General features: G+C 67.7%; 15 protein-coding genes. 6 read left to right on the top strand and 9 right to left on the bottom strand.

The features are described 5' to 3' along the window. The 3 genes from JW876_12390 to JW876_12380 are packed head-to-tail and all read right to left on the bottom strand — an operon-like array spanning window position 1 to window position 3,194. Window positions 1-1,113 (bottom strand): efflux RND transporter periplasmic adaptor subunit, encoded by a 1,113-nt coding sequence (locus tag JW876_12390; GenBank protein ID MBN1886307.1) that lies wholly within the window; start codon window positions 1,111-1,113, stop codon window positions 1-3. Window positions 1,114-1,149: 36 nt separating this feature from the next. Beyond that, entirely contained in the window at window positions 1,150-2,544 is a 1,395-nt protein-coding gene (locus JW876_12385; protein ID MBN1886306.1) for a TolC family protein, read from the bottom strand. Further along, entirely contained in the window at window positions 2,541-3,194 is a 654-nt protein-coding gene (locus JW876_12380; GenBank protein ID MBN1886305.1) for a TetR/AcrR family transcriptional regulator, read from the bottom strand. The genes JW876_12385 and JW876_12380 overlap by 4 nt, the downstream gene beginning before the upstream one ends. Before the next feature lie 303 nt (window positions 3,195-3,497). Between JW876_12380 and JW876_12375 the strand changes: the two genes are divergently transcribed. After that, window positions 3,498-3,860 carry a PadR family transcriptional regulator gene (locus JW876_12375; GenBank protein ID MBN1886304.1) on the top strand — a complete coding sequence of 121 codons (363 nt, stop codon included), beginning with the start codon at window positions 3,498-3,500 and terminating at the stop codon, window positions 3,858-3,860. Continuing rightward, on the top strand, window positions 3,841-4,728 hold the full coding sequence (locus JW876_12370; protein MBN1886303.1) for a sensor domain-containing protein: 888 nt from the start codon (window positions 3,841-3,843) through the stop codon (window positions 4,726-4,728). Before JW876_12375 ends, JW876_12370 begins: the two co-directional genes overlap by 20 nt. 86 nt (window positions 4,729-4,814) lie before the next feature. Here the strand turns inward: JW876_12370 and JW876_12365 are convergent, their stop codons facing one another. Next, the gene (locus JW876_12365; protein ID MBN1886302.1) at window positions 4,815-5,375 is read right to left on the bottom strand and encodes a methyltransferase domain-containing protein; all 561 of its coding nucleotides are present in this window, start codon (window positions 5,373-5,375) and stop codon (window positions 4,815-4,817) included. Window positions 5,376-5,579: 204 nt separating this feature from the next. On the opposite strand from JW876_12365, the gene JW876_12360 reads away from it, so the two are divergent. The 3 genes from JW876_12360 (at window position 5,580) to arfB (ending at window position 7,384) form a co-directional block, all read left to right on the top strand. Beyond that, window positions 5,580-6,620 (top strand): BamA/TamA family outer membrane protein, encoded by a 1,041-nt coding sequence (locus tag JW876_12360; GenBank protein ID MBN1886301.1) that lies wholly within the window; start codon window positions 5,580-5,582, stop codon window positions 6,618-6,620. Window positions 6,621-6,731: 111 nt separating this feature from the next. Then, window positions 6,732-6,878 carry a hypothetical protein gene (locus tag JW876_12355; protein MBN1886300.1) on the top strand — a complete coding sequence of 49 codons (147 nt, stop codon included), beginning with the start codon at window positions 6,732-6,734 and terminating at the stop codon, window positions 6,876-6,878. 95 nt (window positions 6,879-6,973) lie between these two features. Then, the gene (arfB, locus tag JW876_12350; GenBank protein ID MBN1886299.1) at window positions 6,974-7,384 is read left to right on the top strand and encodes an aminoacyl-tRNA hydrolase; all 411 of its coding nucleotides are present in this window, start codon (window positions 6,974-6,976) and stop codon (window positions 7,382-7,384) included. Between the two features lie 49 nt (window positions 7,385-7,433). Here the strand turns inward: arfB and JW876_12345 are convergent, their stop codons facing one another. The 5 genes from JW876_12345 to JW876_12325 all read right to left on the bottom strand — a co-directional run bounded on the left by JW876_12345 (window position 7,434) and on the right by JW876_12325 (window position 13,866). After that, on the bottom strand, window positions 7,434-8,387 hold the full coding sequence (locus tag JW876_12345; protein MBN1886298.1) for a DUF4340 domain-containing protein: 954 nt from the start codon (window positions 8,385-8,387) through the stop codon (window positions 7,434-7,436). A gap of 13 nt (window positions 8,388-8,400) precedes the next feature. After that, the gene (locus JW876_12340; protein MBN1886297.1) at window positions 8,401-10,593 is read right to left on the bottom strand and encodes a Gldg family protein; all 2,193 of its coding nucleotides are present in this window, start codon (window positions 10,591-10,593) and stop codon (window positions 8,401-8,403) included. Between the two features lies 1 nt (window position 10,594). After that, the gene (locus JW876_12335; GenBank protein MBN1886296.1) at window positions 10,595-11,308 is read right to left on the bottom strand and encodes an ABC transporter permease subunit; all 714 of its coding nucleotides are present in this window, start codon (window positions 11,306-11,308) and stop codon (window positions 10,595-10,597) included. Window position 11,309: 1 nt separating this feature from the next. Next, on the bottom strand, window positions 11,310-12,245 hold the full coding sequence (locus JW876_12330; GenBank protein ID MBN1886295.1) for an ATP-binding cassette domain-containing protein: 936 nt from the start codon (window positions 12,243-12,245) through the stop codon (window positions 11,310-11,312). A 199-nt stretch (window positions 12,246-12,444) separates the two neighbouring features. After that, the gene (locus JW876_12325) at window positions 12,445-13,866 is read right to left on the bottom strand and encodes an aminotransferase class V-fold PLP-dependent enzyme (GenBank protein ID MBN1886294.1); all 1,422 of its coding nucleotides are present in this window, start codon (window positions 13,864-13,866) and stop codon (window positions 12,445-12,447) included. A 257-nt stretch (window positions 13,867-14,123) separates the two neighbouring features. On the opposite strand from JW876_12325, the gene JW876_12320 reads away from it, so the two are divergent. Next, the coding region (locus tag JW876_12320; GenBank protein MBN1886293.1) for a glycosyltransferase at window positions 14,124-14,775 on the top strand (652 nt) is incomplete at its 3' end.

The following is a 14,775-nucleotide window of genomic DNA, read 5'->3' as shown; positions in this document are numbered from 1 at the left end:
TCACTCGACCTCCCCGCCGACGACCTTGACGAGGTCGCCGTCCTTGAGGGCGCTCTGTCCGAAGACCACGACCCGCTCGCCCGGCTCGATCCCCGAGACGATCTCGACCTCGTCCGTCCCGGTGAACCCGGTTTCGACGGCGCGGAGCCCGGCGCGCGTCTCTTCCTCCGGGCCGGAGGAGAGGACGAAGACGCGGAACCCCCCGGGGGCGTCGACGAGCGCGCGGCGCGGGATCCTGATCACGCCGGAACGGTCGACCGAGAGCACGTCGAAGGAGACGAGAAGCCCCGGCATGAGGAGACCCCCGGCGTTCCCGAAGATCGCCTCCCCCTCGAGGAGATGGGTCTTCGGGTCCGCGGCGAGATCGAGCTTCGAGACGTATCCCTCGCCGTGATTGCCGGTGGCCGCGTCGCGCCACTCGGCCCGCTGTCCGCGCCGCAGCATGAGCGCCTGGCGGCTCCCCGCCTGGAAGACGATCCTCGCCGAGTCGGTCCTGGCGATCCAGGCCAGCGGCTCGTGCGTGTCGGCGAGATCGCCCGGCTCCACGCCGATGCTCATGACGACGCCGTCGTGCGCGGCGACGAGGTCGGTGCCCACGCGGGCGTTCTCGAGATCGGCCCGGGCCACCTCGAGGGCCATCTCGGCCTTCTCGAGCGCCTGCTCGGAGATCGCCCCCTCCCTGTGGAGATTGCGCATCCGCTTCGCGTCGGCGAGCGCGTCGTCGTACAGGGCCTTCGAGCGGTCGTAGGAGTGCACCATCGGGTTCGGGGCGGTCTTCTCGAGGCGGATGATCACGTCCCCCGCCTTCACGGCGTCGCCTTCGTTTACGGGAACGTCGACGACGATCAGGGCGTTCGTCGACGTGACGGGGGTCTGCGTCGCGCCCTCGACCGTGCCGGCGAGGGTCGTCCACGCCCGGATGTCCCCGCGTTCGGCGACGGCCGTCTCGACCGGTTTCCCCTCCTGTTCCTGGACCGATCGTATGCTGGCGAGGCTCTCGCCCCTCCGGATGTCCAGGAACCGCAGCGCGAAGGCGCCGACGACCACGATGACGATCACGAGTATGAACAGCGTCCGCCGTCCCCTTCTCTTCTTTCCGCCGGTCTCGTTCATGTCCTGTCTCCTTCTGGTCACGTGTCGATGTCGCTTCTATTCGCTCGAACCCGTGGCGAGCTCGAGCCCCGCCCGGGCGACGTTGCATGCGTAGAGCGCCTCGGCGAGCTGGCCGCGGGCCGTCGTCAACGCCAGCTCGGCGTCGAGACGCTCGAGTGGTGTCGCCAGGCCGTTGCGGAGCCGCACGAGTGCGAGCCGGTAGGCCTCCTCGGCGAGACGGACGCCCTCCTCGCGCCCCTCGAGCGAGACGAGAGCGTTCTCGAGGGCGAGCCAGGTGCCGCGGACGACGAGCGCCTTCTCGCGCTCCACCCGCTCGAATTCCAGCTCGGCGGCTCGAAGCTCCGCCCGGGCCTTGCCGATCCTTCCCTTCGTCTCGAGGCCGTCGAAGATCGGGATGTTGAACCCGACGCCAACGGCGGCGCTGCGGGCGATGTAGTCGGTGTCGGGCACGAACTCGTTCGACCACTCCGACTGGACGGTGAAGGACCCGGTGAGCTGCAGGACGGGCCAGCGCCCGGCGCGCTGGAGATCGAGGTTGTGCCGCATGGCCTCCACCTGGTGCTCGAGGGCTGCCAGCTCGGGGCTCGCGGTCCGCATCCCGGCGAGCTGCCCGTCGAGGGTGCCCGGCATGGCCACCGTTTCGAGCGAGTCGACGAGCGCGATCTCGGCGTCGGCCTCGATCCCGATCCGCCGCCGGAGCGTGATCAGCGACTGGTCGAGGTCGTTGTGCGCCTTGACGAGGGGCGTCCGCCTGTTGGCGAGCTCGACCTCCGCGCGGAGCAGGTCGAACCGGCTCACCGTGCCCTCGTCGTGGCCGGCCCGCGAGACGCGCACGGCCTCTTCCGTCAAGGCGAAGGCCCGCTCGTTGATGTCGACGATCTTGGCGGCGAGCAGGGCGGTATAATATGCCTCGCGGACGCGGTAGCGGACGTAATCGGCCGCCGCGCGTTCCTGCTCCCGGTACGCGGCGAGCCCCTCGCGCCCCGCGCCGATCGCCGCGGAGACCCGCCCGGAGGTGAAGAGATTGTACGTGGCGAGCGCCTGGGCGCTGAATGCGTTGTCCTCGCCGATTTCCACGTAGGAGACACCGCCGCCGCCACCGTCTTCGCCGAACATCTCGCCGAACTCGGGCGGCAGGAAGAAGGCCGGCTTCTTGATATTGCGCGTGTACTGCCCGGCCAGCGAGAGGGAGGGCAAACGGCCCGCCTTCGCGCGGCGCAGGTCGGCGGCGGCGCCGTCGATGCCCGCCGCGGCCTGGCGCAGCTGCTCGTCGTGCTGGAGTCCCATCTCGACGGCCTTCCCGATCGAAAGCTGCAGGGGCTCGGCGGCCGCCGGCCCCGCGGCCAGCGCCAGAAGCAGGAAAGCCGCGGCCAGCCGCGCCGCCGCGTTCCGTGGACACCGGTTCATCGATCGTTTCATGATACTCGTCATCGGGGCTCCTTCGTCTCGGCGGCCGCGCCGCGTCCCGTCTCGAGCGAATCGAACATCACGCGCTCGAAGGTCTCGTAGTATTCCGCCTGGGTGAACTGCATGTCGCTGTCGAGGGAATCGGCGAGGAAGGCGGCGGCGGATGCGACCATCATCGTCGCCAGGATGTATGGATTCTCCCGCCTGATCTCTCCCCGGTCCATCGCTTCGCCGAGCATCCTCGCGATACTCCGTCGCTGCGTGACGAGATAATCGAGAAGGTATCGCTTCATCCGGATCGGGTTCTCGTTGTGGAGGATCATCAGGAAATCCCGGTGTTCCGCCCCGATGTTCATGTAGATCTCGCGGAAGGCGCTCCGCAGCCCCCGCATCGGGGAGTCGTGCTTCTTCACCTCCGCATCGCCCACCCGGTCGATGAACGCGATCACCCCCTCGACGAGTTCGCGGAAGATCTCCTCCTTGCCGTCGAAGAAACGGTAGATCCGCCCGACGGAGATCTCCACGTCGTCGGCGATCTGCTGCATCGAGGTCTTCTGGAAGCTCTGCCGGGCGAAGAGCCGCGCGGCGGCGGTGAGGATTTCGCTACGAAGCCGCCCCTCCTCCCGCTCCTTGCGGGTCTGTCGCCCCGAAGAGCCATCTTCGCGTATCATCATGCGATACCTCCGAATGAATCGCTATTCAAATCATGAATCGATATTTTGAATTCAGATTCATTGTACGAATATACATTCACAATGTTTCCGCGCAACTGAATTTTTCGCATGAATCGATGAAACTTGGCGAATGAGGATTCCATACTATTATTAGTTTGACAATATTATCTATCTAATATTATGTTGCATTAGGCACTACCGCCGGCCCATCCGGTCGGCCGGCGACCCGGCGACGAAAGGAGACGACAGGTGACCGCACAGACGACCGACGGCGCGCACGACGGAAGGGACCCCCGCGACGCCGTGGACAGGAAACTGCGCCGGGAGCTGAGCGCCGGCTCGACGGCCCTCGTGCTTCTCGCCGTCCTCGGCCGGGCCGGGGAGCCCCTCTACGGGTACCGGATCTCGAAGCTCATCGAATGGGAGGGAAACGGGGCCGGCCCGGTCACGGGAGGCGCCCTCTACCCCGTCCTGCGCTCCCTCGAACGGAGCGGACTGCTCGCGAGCAGCGTGGAGCCATCCGTCGCGGGGCCGCCGCGCCGCTACTACCGTATCACCGGCGACGGCCGGGCCGCCCTCGCCCGGTGGACGGCGATCTGGCGCGATACGGTCGATTTCGTCGATTCGACACTGAAAGGAACAGGCGATGAACGCGATGATAGCTGAATACCTCGAGCGGCTCCGGATCGCCCTTCACGGGGCCGACCGGGCCACCGTGCAGGACGCCCTCTCGGACGCCGGGGAGCATCTGGCGACGGCGCTCGCGCAGGCCGTCGAGACCGATCCCGCCGCCGACCCGCGGGTCGCTGTCTCCCGTATCGTCGAGGAGTACGGCTCCCCGGAGGAGATCGCCGCCGGCTACCTCGAGCTCGAGCGGCAGCACGTCCCGCCCCTCGCCCCGGGACCGGTCCGGCGCGATCGCTCCCTGCCCGAGCGCTTCTTCGGCGTCATCGCCGACCCGCGCGCCTACGCGTCGCTCCTCTACCTCCTCCTGTCGCTGGTGACCGGGTGCATCTACTTCACCTGGGCGGTGAGCGGGATCTCGCTTTCCCTCGGATTCCTCGTGATGATCTTCGGCATCCCCTTCATCGCCTTCTTCCTCATCTCGGTGCGGGCCCTCGCGCTCGTCGAGGGACGGATCGTCGAGGCGCTGCTCGGCGTGCGGATGCCGCGACGACCGGTCTTCGTCTCCGGCGACGAGGGATGGTGGAAACGGTTCCGGGCCCTTCTCCTCGACGGGCGGACGTGGTCGACGATCCTCTACTTCGTCATCATGCTCCCCCTCGGCACCCTCTACTTCTGCGTGACGATCACGCTCCTCGCCTACTCGCTCAGCGGGATCTTCCAGCCCGTGCTGCAGTACGGATTCAAACTGCCCCTCGCGCAGTTCGGCGGCTGGTCCTTCTACACGCCGGGCTGGCTCATGCCGGTGACGGTCGTCGCCGGGCTTCTTCTCCTCCTCGGCACGATGCACGTGACGAAGGGGATCGGGCGGCTGCACGGCCGCATCGCGCGAGCGCTGCTCGTAAGGTGAGCCGGTCGATCCGGCGAGGGAGAATTGTGGCATGCGGAACGGGCGATCCCCCCTGGGGGTGTCGCCCGTTCCGCATCCGGCGCGGGTCATCGCGCCTCGAGGAGCACGGACCGGCTGCGGCTGACGTCCGGACGGCCGGCCACGGCGAACCCGGCCTCGAGGGCGAGGCGTTCGGTCTCGCGGAAGGCCGCCTCGCCGACGTGCCCGCGGGGCTCGATGACGAAGAGGCGCCCCGCCGGCACGAGCACGCGGCGCGCCAGGGCGAAGAAGGCCGCGGCATCGGGCACCTCGTGGACGACATAGAAAGCCGAAACGAAATCGACCGCGCCGTCGAGGTCGTCCGCCCAGCCGGGGACGCCGAGGCGGACGTCGACGCGTTCCTCGAGCCCGGCCCGGCGCAGGCGCCCGCGCAGGGTCCGGAGCGACCGCTCCTGGATGTCGACCGCGATCACACGCCCCCCCGGGCCGACGAGCCGGGCCATGTCGAGCGTGAAGAATCCCATCGCGCATCCGAAATCGATCGCCGTCATCCCCGGTTCGAGACAGGGGGAAAGCAGTTTCACGGGCGGCTGCATGAGCCGCCTGATCGGCCCGAGATGAAGATACCCCAGCCACCAGGGACAGATGTGGCAATCCCGCTCCGCCATGTCGCGAACCCTCCTTCCCGCCGGCCCGCGGCCGGCGCCGATAGTCGCGGCGTTCACGCGCGCCGCGTTCGCGCCCGTCGATCGTATCACGGCGGACCGCTCGGCGCCACCATCGATCGACCCGTGAAAAAGGGCCGCCCACACTTGCAAATCACCGTGCATATCGTATATTCCGTGGAACGAATCCGAAAGGAGGCAGACCGCTTGCGCCCCGCCCTGATGATGCTCCTCGTGCTTTTCGCCGCCGTCCCCGCCGCCGGGGGCGACGGCCCGCCCGCCGACGACGAATGGATCGTCCTGCCCGCCCTCTTCTATACGCCCGAGACCGGCACCGGCGGGGGCCCCCTCGTGTTGTGGAACATCCGGCACGGCGAGGAGAGACGACTCTCGTCCGTCTTCGCCACCGTCTGCTACACGGAGAAGCGGCAGACGATCGTGCAGCTCGGCCCCGAACTCGTCTCCGGCGACGGCCGGTGGCGACTCGTGGGGGAGATCGGGTACGAGCGCTATCCGTCGACCTTCTACGGCATCGGACCGGGGCCGGGCATCGAGGAGGATTACGCCGCCGAGTCCGCGAATCTGCTCCTCGCTTTCCAGCGCCGCATCAGCCCCGGTCTCTTCGCGGGGCCGCGCCTGTTCCTCCACCGCGAGCGCGTCTACGAGGCGGAGGCGGGCGGTCTCGTCGAAGGCGGCATCCCCGGCTCGGGGACATGGAGCGCCGCGGGCGCGGGATTGCTCGTCACGCGCGACACCCGCGACGACCGGCTCCAGCCGCGCTCGGGGACCTTCGCCGAGGCGGGGGCGCTCGCGTGCGGCGGCGACGCCGCCTACCGGACCGCCATGCTCGACCTGCGCGCCTACCGCTCGCCCCGGAAACGGGGCGTCATCGCCGCGAGGTGCTGGTTCGGCGCGGCCGGCGGCGAGGTTCCCTTCCAGATGCTCCCCGCGATCGGGGGCGTCTCGACGATGCGCGGGTACCCCTACGCCCGTTTCCGCGACCGCGTGGCGTGGGTGTGCCAGGCGGAGTACCGTCTCCATGTGTGGTGGCGTCTCGGCGCCGCGGTCTTCGGCGGCGCAGGGAGCGTCGCCGGCCGGCTCGGCGACCTCGCCGCCGAGGACATCGAGACAGCCGCGGGCGTCGGCCTCCGCGTCCAACTGGGGAAGGAGGGCGCGCAACTCCGGATCGACATGGGGTTCGGCCACCGCTCCTCCGGCCTCTACTTCGTCATCAACGAGGCGTACTGATTCCCGGCCGGAATACCCCACTGTTTTTATCTGTTTTTTTCTTGCGCGGCGACCCGGGATGGTCTACCGTTTCCGATGTCACGCTTCACGCATTCAACAGGGAGGTATGCCATGAAGAAAGTCACGCTGTGCGGCGAGGGCAAGTGCTGCCCCGAGGCGTTCATCGACGAGAAGAAGGTGACGATCAGGGACGACGACGGCAACGAAGTCACCCTGACCCGCGAGCAGCTCGACATCCTCGTCGAGAACCTGCGCTAGAAGCGGGTTCCAGCGAACGAACGACGGCCCGCGGCCGCGGCCCTTCGGCTTGCCGCCGCGGGCCGCTTCGTGCTACAACGGATTGCATGATCCGGATAAACGACAGGGTGAGCATCCCCGACGACGAGCTCCGGTTCCGTTTCTCCAGGAGCTCGGGGCCGGGGGGCCAGAACGTGAACAAGGTGGCGACGCGCGTCACCCTTCTCTTCGACGTCGAGGAATCGCCGAGCCTCGGCGAGGAGGACCGCAGGCGCATCATGGCGCGCCTGGCCACGCGCATCGGCAAAGACGGCTGCCTGCGCGTCGTCTCGCAGCGGCACCGCACGCAGCGGGCCAACCGCGAGGCGGCCGTCGAACGCTTCGCCGAGCTGCTCGGCGAGGCGCTGCATCGCGAGAAGAGCCGCCGCCCCACGCGCCCCTCCCGCTCGGCCCGCGAAGCCCGCATCCGTGACAAGAAGAAGCGCTCGCGCCTGAAACGCGAGCGCTCGATTCCCCTGGACGACTGATTCGCCGCCGTTCTCCGGCCGCCGGCCCGGACGCCCCGCCGCCAGCCGCCTATTCGGCCTGCTCCGGCAGCAGATCGTCGAGCGATTTCATCAGCTGCCCGGCCCGCCACTCGGAAACGTAGAAGGGATGCCCGCTCGAGGATGCGACGACGACGTGCGTGCCGTCGTCCCGCTTCGCGAGGATCCCGAGCGTGACGCGACGCTCCCCGGCCGCCACGGTCATCTCGTAGACGGGGGAGGAGAGATCCCCGGCCTCCGCGCCGTAGACGAAACCGTCGGCCCGGAGGTTCGCCACCGCGCCGACGAGACGCCCGACGGCCGCCTCGTCCGCCTCCTGCCCGTCGAGCGTCCGCCAGGCCGATCCGGGCGGGGCCATCTGCGTGACGGCGGCGGCGGTGTCCGTCTCCGCGGCGACCGGCACCTTCATCAGCGTGAACCCGTTTTCTCCGGCCACCTCGATCCGGTCGATCGACTCGCGGTCGAGGGTGGCGATCGTCTTGTTCCTCAGTTTGTCGACCGAGAGGTCGAAGGTCGCGCGCATGCCGCCCCCCGCCTGGTAGACCCCGTCGTCCCCCTCGATCCGGACGAAGGTGTGCCGCGTGTTCGTCGACCCCTTGCCGATCCCGACACTCCGCACGCGGCGGTCGCCGACCCACGCCTCCACGCCGATCGTCTCCTCCGGCGAGAAGCCGTAGCGTGCGTAGCTGCCCGTCTCGGAGACGAGCGCCTGGAGATCGAAGGCGCCGAGCGCCTCGACCATGCGGTCGACGGTCGCGCCGTCCGCCTCGTAGTCGCCGGGCCGGATGAGCCACCGGTCATCCATCCGCTCGATGGCGAACGAGGTGTCGGCCCTGGTGATGACGATCTTCGTGATCTCGTCCCCTGCGACCGCGTCGAGGGCGGGAAGGTCGTAGTGCGTGCGGTCGCCGCTCCGCAGCGCGATGTACAGGACGAGCGCGGCGATGACGCAGACGAGCGCGATGTATTCCCGTTTCATCTTCATGGTCGATCCTCCTCTACGCCCGCCGGTCGGCGGCGGCGAACATCGTCTGGATGCGGCGCTTGCGGGCCGCGCGGCGGAACCACACCAGCACGCCGAAGGCGACGACGATCACGGGAAGGCCCGCGATGTTGAAGGTCTTGACGAAGGCCTTCGTGCCGGCCCCGGTCTCCCCGAGGGGATTGAAGCTGCGCGTCTTGCTCCGCATCGCCGCATAGGCGTCACGCCCGTTCAGGTGGTCGAGGACGTTCATGACGAACGTGGCGGTGAGCGACTGTCCCCGGTCGTCGAGGACGTTGTTCTTGACGATCTCCGAGGTGCCGATGAGGAAGATCCTTCCCGGCCGCCCCTTCCCGATGATCGCCCGGTCCCCGGCGAGGGGCTGCAGGTCGCCGCCCGGCGCGGCCGCGGCCGCCGAATCGGCCGCCGTCGCCTCGAGTTCGGGCACCTCCCCGCCGGCGAACCGGCTCTCGAAGGCCCCCTCGACCATCACGGCGAGCGGCATGCTTTCGAAGACCGATTCGTCCTCGGGGGGCTGCATCGCCCAGGGGCTGAGATCGATCCGGTCGGCCATCTCCCACGAACGGTCCGATGAGGAGAAGAGCACCTCGGCCGAGAGTCCCTGCGCCCGGATCGTGTCGCGGAGCAGCGTTACCGGCGAGGACTTGACGGTCACGAGCGTCTTGATGTTGCGCATGTAGGGCAGCCGGTCGTTTATCTGCTCCGGGCCGATCAGGGGCGCCACGTAGATCTGTCTCGATCCGCCGCCGTAGGCCTCGGGCATCCGCTGCTCGTAGCTCCGCTCGTCGAGGACGTAGGAGCGCCCCACCGACATCCCGTACTGCTCGAGCAGCCCGTCGAGCCCCGTTTCGATCGGGAGATAGACGGGCTGGTTGTATCCCATACCGCCGCCGCGCTGGGGGACGATCTCGTTGAATCGGTCGAGCAGGATCGCCAGCGACTTGCCCTCCATCAGGAACTGGTCGATCTGGAAGAGCTCCCAGTCGCTGAAAGGCTCGCGCGGCCCGGCGATGATGAGACAGTCGACCCCCTCGGGGATCTCCTCCTCGCCGAGCTGGACCGGGACCACCGAGTACTCGCCGGAGACGAGGCGGTTGAAGTTGGTCAGCGCGTCGGGGTTCTGCTGCTCCTGCTGGTAGGGATTGCCCCCCGCGAGCGGCCAGGTGCCGTGCGAGGCGAGATAGCCGATCTTCTTGTTGATGTCGATGACGTCGTCGACCATCTCCCCGACGGTCTCGCCGAGTCCCTCGACGTCGGCGAGCCGGTACTGCGTGCCGAAGATGTGCCGGTACACCTGGACGAGATCGACCGCGCGGCGCCGATCGCCGCACTCGACGACGAGCCCGGCCGTTCCGGTGCCCGCACGCACGCCCGCGTCGGGCAGGTCGGGCCACCGGAGGGTGATGAGGTCGTTCCGGCGCACCTCCGCCATCGCCGTCGAATCGACCGAGGGGTCGCGGCGCACGTATTCGAGCGTGCCGTAGAAGGTCTCGTTGAGCTCGTTGACGAGCGCCTCGACGCGGCCGGGGATATCCATCAAACCCGGCAGGTCGATCTGCGGCGCGACGTCGGCGAATGACGAGGAGAAGTAGAGCTTCACCCGCACCGGCTCGTCGAGATTGAGCAGGGCGCTGATCTTGCTGTTCATCTTCTCGATCTTCGAGGTGATCGTGTACTCGAGCCCGTCGGTGGAGGTGATGGCGGGGATCCTGTCGACGACGTCCCCGTGGATGAGGACCATCCCCATGTAGGCGTTCTGGAACTTCACCTCGTCCTGCTCGATGTTCTGGATCTGGACCGGGAAGATCCCGTACCCCACCGCCGCCTGCTGGTTGCGCTTCGTCTCCTCGTCGACCTCCCCCTCCTCGGCGCTCACGTCGTAGAAGCGGTAGTTGAAATACCGGTTGGAGTGCACGGCGTACTCGTCGAGCAGGTCGCGCAGGTAGCGCTCGGTGTTGTTGTGCGGCGCGGGGAGGTTCCTGGTGAAGAAGACCTTGATCGTCAGGGGCTCCGAGAGTGTCTCCACCGCCTCCCGGCTCGCCGCCGAGAGGGAATAGACGCCGTTCCTCGTCAAGTCCGCCCGGAAGAAGAGGGTGATCCCGGCGAGATTGACGAGAACGACGACCACGAGGTAGAGCCCGAAGCGGTAGTACTTTCCGTATCGTTTCGTGTCGGTCATCGCGGCCACCTCACTTCTTCTCCTGGATCACCAGGTTCGCGGCGTACAGCGCGACGAAGATGAAACTGAGGAAATAGACGATGTCGCGCGAATCGACGATCCCCTTCGCGACGTTCTGGAAATGATGGTCGGCGCCGACGTACTGGAAGAAGCCGAGCATCGACTCCGGCAGGAAGAAGAGGATCTTGTCGACGACGGTGAAGGCGAAACAGATGATCATCCCGATGATGAAGGCGACGATCTGGTTGCGCGTCAGGGCCGAGGCGAAGAGCCCGACGGCGCTGAAGGATGCGCCGAGCAGGATCGCCCCGAGGTATCCGCCCGCGACGGGCCCCCAGTCGAGATCGCCGAGGAAGGCGATCGAGACCGCGTAGGAGAGCGTCGGCAGCATCATGACGGCCACGAACGCCGTGGCCGCGAGGAACTTGCCGAGGACGACGTCGACGTAGGTGACGGGCATCGTGATGAGGATCTCGTACGAGCCGACGCTGTATTCCTCGCTGAAGAGCCGCATCGTCACGGCCGGAACGATGAAGGCGAAGACGACCGGCAAAAGCCCGAAGAAGTCGCGCAGCTCGGCCTGGTCGTAGAGGAAGAAGGTCGAGAAGAAGAACCAGCCGGTCAAAACGAGGAAGATGGCGATCACGATGTACGCGATCGGCGTCACGAAGTAGACCCGGAACTCCTTCCTGAAGACGTGGGAGACGTGTCCCGCGAAGGCCATGTCAGTTCTCCTTTGTCAGTTCCCGGAAGATCGTCTCGAGGCTCCGCGCCTCGCGCGTGAACTCCAGCAGGGTCCAGTCGCGTTTCTTGACCGCCTCGTAGATCGTCCGCCGTATATCCTCGGAGGTGTCGCAGCGCAGCGACAGGGCGACGGCCCCGTTGCCCGGGCCAACCTGATCGACGGCCGAGACGCCGCCGATCGCCGAGAAAACGCCCCGCGCGTCGTCTGCCGAGGCCCCCTCGAGCGTGAGATTGATCGTGTAACCGCCGCCGGAGGAGCGCATGAGATCCCCGGTGGACCCGTCGGCGACGATGCGGCCGCTGTTGATGATGACGACGCGGTCGCAGGTGGCCTCGACCTCGCTGAGGATGTGCGTGGAGAGGATCACCGTCTTCTCGCGGCCGATCTCCCTGATGATTCCGCGGATGTCGGCGATCTGGTTGGGATCGAGCCCGGAGGTCGGCTCGTCGAGCACGAGGATTTCCGGATCGCCCATCATCGCGTGCGCCAGCCCCACGCGCTGCTTGAACCCCTTCGAGAGCTCGCTGATCGACCGGTGCATCACTTCGCGCAGGCCGCAGACGTCGGTTAGCTCGCGGATGCGGGTCTCCCGCCGGTCGGGCGGGATGCCCCGGATGTCGGCCACGTAGACGAGATAGTCGTAGACGAGCATGTCGCGGTAGAGGGGCGCCGATTCGGGGAGGTACCCGATCATCCTCTTGATCGCGAGCGTGTCCTCGCGGATCGAGAGCCCCCGCGCCGTCACGGTCCCCTCCGTCGGGGAGAGGTACCCGGTGATGATGCGCATCGCGGTCGTCTTGCCCGCCCCGTTCGGCCCCAGCAGACCGAGGATCTTCCCGCGGTCGATCGTGAGGTCGATGTGGTCGAGGGCGCACAGCGACCCGTAATACTTGGTCAGTCCGGAAATCTCGATCATCGACGACTCCTTTCCAGAGCAACCGGCTGATTCGCATATGAGTTGAGAGCGGCCCGGGCAATGCGCGCCGCCGGCCGGGCCCCGCGGGGCGGCCGTTTTCAGACACGTATACCCCGCCCGGCCGATTATTCGCCGGAAATGATAAAGAAATCCGCCCTGCTGTCAACGGCGATCTGCCGCGCCGGCCGCCGGCGTCCCGTCAGGGCTGGCGAAACTCCCCCATCAGGGCGAGAACCGCCTGCACATCGGCGAAGTTCGAGACGAGGCCCGGGGAGATCCGCACGGCGCCGGCGCTCTTCGGGTCGACGCAGAGGCGGAACTCGTCGTAGCTCATCCGCGACTCCGGCTGGTTGAAGCAGCGCTCGATATCGCCCCGCGTGAGGCCGAGAGCAAGCTCGCCCGCGCCGGGATTGCAGAAACACCCGGTCCGGAGCGAGATCATCCGCTTCGCCGCCGCCCGCTCGACGATCGTGTGGTCGACGACGGCGCCGTCGCGGTCGACGACATTGATCGACACCGTGCCGCCGCGCCCGTCGGTCGTCGCGGGGCCGTAGAGCCGGACGACCGGCCTGCCGTTGCCGTGCCGGAGGGCGAGGAGCCCGTCGATCAGCCAGCCGGCCAGGGCGATGACGCGCGCATGGATCGTCTCCATCCCGATCCCGTCGAGAAAATCGAGTCCGCGCTCGACGGCGGGCAGGCAGCCGTAGTTGATCGTCCCGTCCTCGAATCCCTCGGCGCCGGGATGCAGGAAGAACTTGTCGGCCTTGACCGAGGCGACGGAGATCGTGCCCCCGGCGAACCAGGGACGGTGCAGCTTCCCGAGCGCCTCGCGCCGCGCGATGAGGGCGCCGACGCCGGTCGGGTACCCGAACATCTTGTAGAAGGAGACGGCCACGTAATCCGGCTTCCAACGCGAGAGGTCGAGGCGGCTGGTCGGCACGAAGGCGGCGGCGTCGAGGAGGACGTCCCAGCCACGCTCGTGCGCCAGGTCGATCCACTCGAGCTGATGCAGGACGCCCGAGAAGTTCGACTGCGCGGGGAAGGCGAAGAGCCGGTTGCAGACGCCGTCCCCCTCGTCGAGATAGCGGTCGAGGACCGCGTCGTCGACGCGCATGTCGGGGGGCACGAGCGGGATGTACCGCGTGGCCGATCCGCGCGCGCGGTCGAACTCGCGGATCCCGTTCACCGAGTTGTGGTTGTCGAAGGTCAGCAGAAAGACGTCGCCCACGCAGAAGGGATACCCCTCGCCGACGAGCTTGAGGGCGTGCGTGGCGTTGGCCGTGAAGACGGGCACGTACTCCTCGGGAGACGCGTTGAAGAAGGCGAGGAGCCGGCGCCGGCAGGACTCGGCGCGCTCGGTGGCGAGCGCGGAGGTGGGATTGATCGAGTGCGGGTTGCCGAGGACGCTGCGGAGCAGGAAGTCGGCGTGCCCGCGGATCTGCGATGCGCCGTAGAGGCCGCCGCCCGTGTAGTCGAGGTAGACGTGCCCCTGCTCGTCGAGGCGCGAGAACTCCGTCCGCCGCAGGTCGTCGATCGCCGACGTCTCCCGGAACGCCGGGTACCGTTCGAGAAACGCCTCGTAGTCCCGCTCGGCCGCCAGGCCGTCTCCGTTCATCGTCATGCTCCTCCCGGTATCGAAACGCGCTCCCGGTTCGGGTGGAAGGTCATGCGGCACGCCTCGCACCAGTATATATGTTCGCGGCGGCCTCGGCCAGCACTCGATGGCGGCGGCCCGCCTCCCCGGCCGGCGTGTCGGCGGCGCCGAAATCGCCCCGTTGTCACCTCCGCCCTTTAAATCGTCAAATATTTATGATATACTGGAAGTTACATGAGCGGCATGCACCTCACCCTTGGAAGACAACGGTAACGTCGCGAACCATGGTCGATTACAACGAATTCAGGGCGGAACCTCTCCGCCGCCTCTTCGCGCTCGCCGCCATCGCGGTGACGGTGTTCTACCTCTGGTGGCGCGTGACGGAGACCCTCAACCCGAACGCGCTCGTCTTCGCCTGGATCCTCTGGAGCGCCGAGCTCTTCGGCGCGGTCAAGACCTTCCTCCTCTACTTCGTCGTCTGGCGGCCGATCACGCGCGCCGCGCCGCGTCCGCTTCCGGGCAGGACGGTCGACGTTCTCGTCCCCACGATGAACGAGGACGTCCCGGTGCTCCGCACGACCCTGCTCGCCTGCAACGACATGGCCTATCCGCACCGAACGATCGTCCTCGACGACGGCGGGCGGGCGGAGGTCCGCGCCCTCTGCGAGGAACTCGGCGCGGTCTACCTCGCCCGCGAGTCGCACGAGGGGGCGAAGGCGGGGAACCTCAATTTCGGCCTGGCCCACTCGACGGCCGAGTTCGTCGCCGTCTTCGACGCCGACCACGCGCCCCTTCCCCACTTCCTCGACCGGCTCATGGGATACTTCCGCGACGACGAGCTCGCCTTCGTCCAGAGCCCGCAGGACTACTACAACATCGACTCCTTCCAGCACCGCGTCGACCGCGAGCACCGGCACATCTGGGCCGAGCAGTCCC

It is taken from the genome of Candidatus Krumholzibacteriota bacterium, assembly GCA_016931295.1.
Lineage (GTDB): Bacteria > Krumholzibacteriota > Krumholzibacteriia > Krumholzibacteriales > Krumholzibacteriaceae > JAFGEZ01.
This window is presented reverse-complemented; position numbering and strand designations above follow the sequence as displayed.

Bases quoted from the DNA above. Each gene is read 5' to 3' on its own strand.
- JW876_12330 (MBN1886295.1), bottom strand. From the start codon at position 12,245: ATGATCGAGATTTCCGGACTGACCAAGTATTACGGGTCGCTGTGCGCC.
- JW876_12380 (MBN1886305.1), bottom strand. From the start codon at position 3,194: ATGATGATACGCGAAGATGGCTCTTCGGGGCGACAGACCCGCAAGGAG.
- JW876_12370 (MBN1886303.1), top strand. From the start codon at position 3,841: ATGAACGCGATGATAGCTGAATACCTCGAGCGGCTCCGGATCGCCCTT.
- JW876_12355 (MBN1886300.1), top strand. From the start codon at position 6,732: ATGAAGAAAGTCACGCTGTGCGGCGAGGGCAAGTGCTGCCCCGAGGCG.
- JW876_12345 (MBN1886298.1), bottom strand. From the start codon at position 8,387: ATGAAGATGAAACGGGAATACATCGCGCTCGTCTGCGTCATCGCCGCG.
- JW876_12335 (MBN1886296.1), bottom strand. From the start codon at position 11,308: ATGGCCTTCGCGGGACACGTCTCCCACGTCTTCAGGAAGGAGTTCCGG.
- JW876_12365 (MBN1886302.1), bottom strand. From the start codon at position 5,375: ATGGCGGAGCGGGATTGCCACATCTGTCCCTGGTGGCTGGGGTATCTT.
- JW876_12325 (MBN1886294.1), bottom strand. From the start codon at position 13,866: ATGACGATGAACGGAGACGGCCTGGCGGCCGAGCGGGACTACGAGGCG.
- JW876_12390 (MBN1886307.1), bottom strand. From the start codon at position 1,113: ATGAACGAGACCGGCGGAAAGAAGAGAAGGGGACGGCGGACGCTGTTC.
- JW876_12385 (MBN1886306.1), bottom strand. From the start codon at position 2,544: ATGACGAGTATCATGAAACGATCGATGAACCGGTGTCCACGGAACGCG.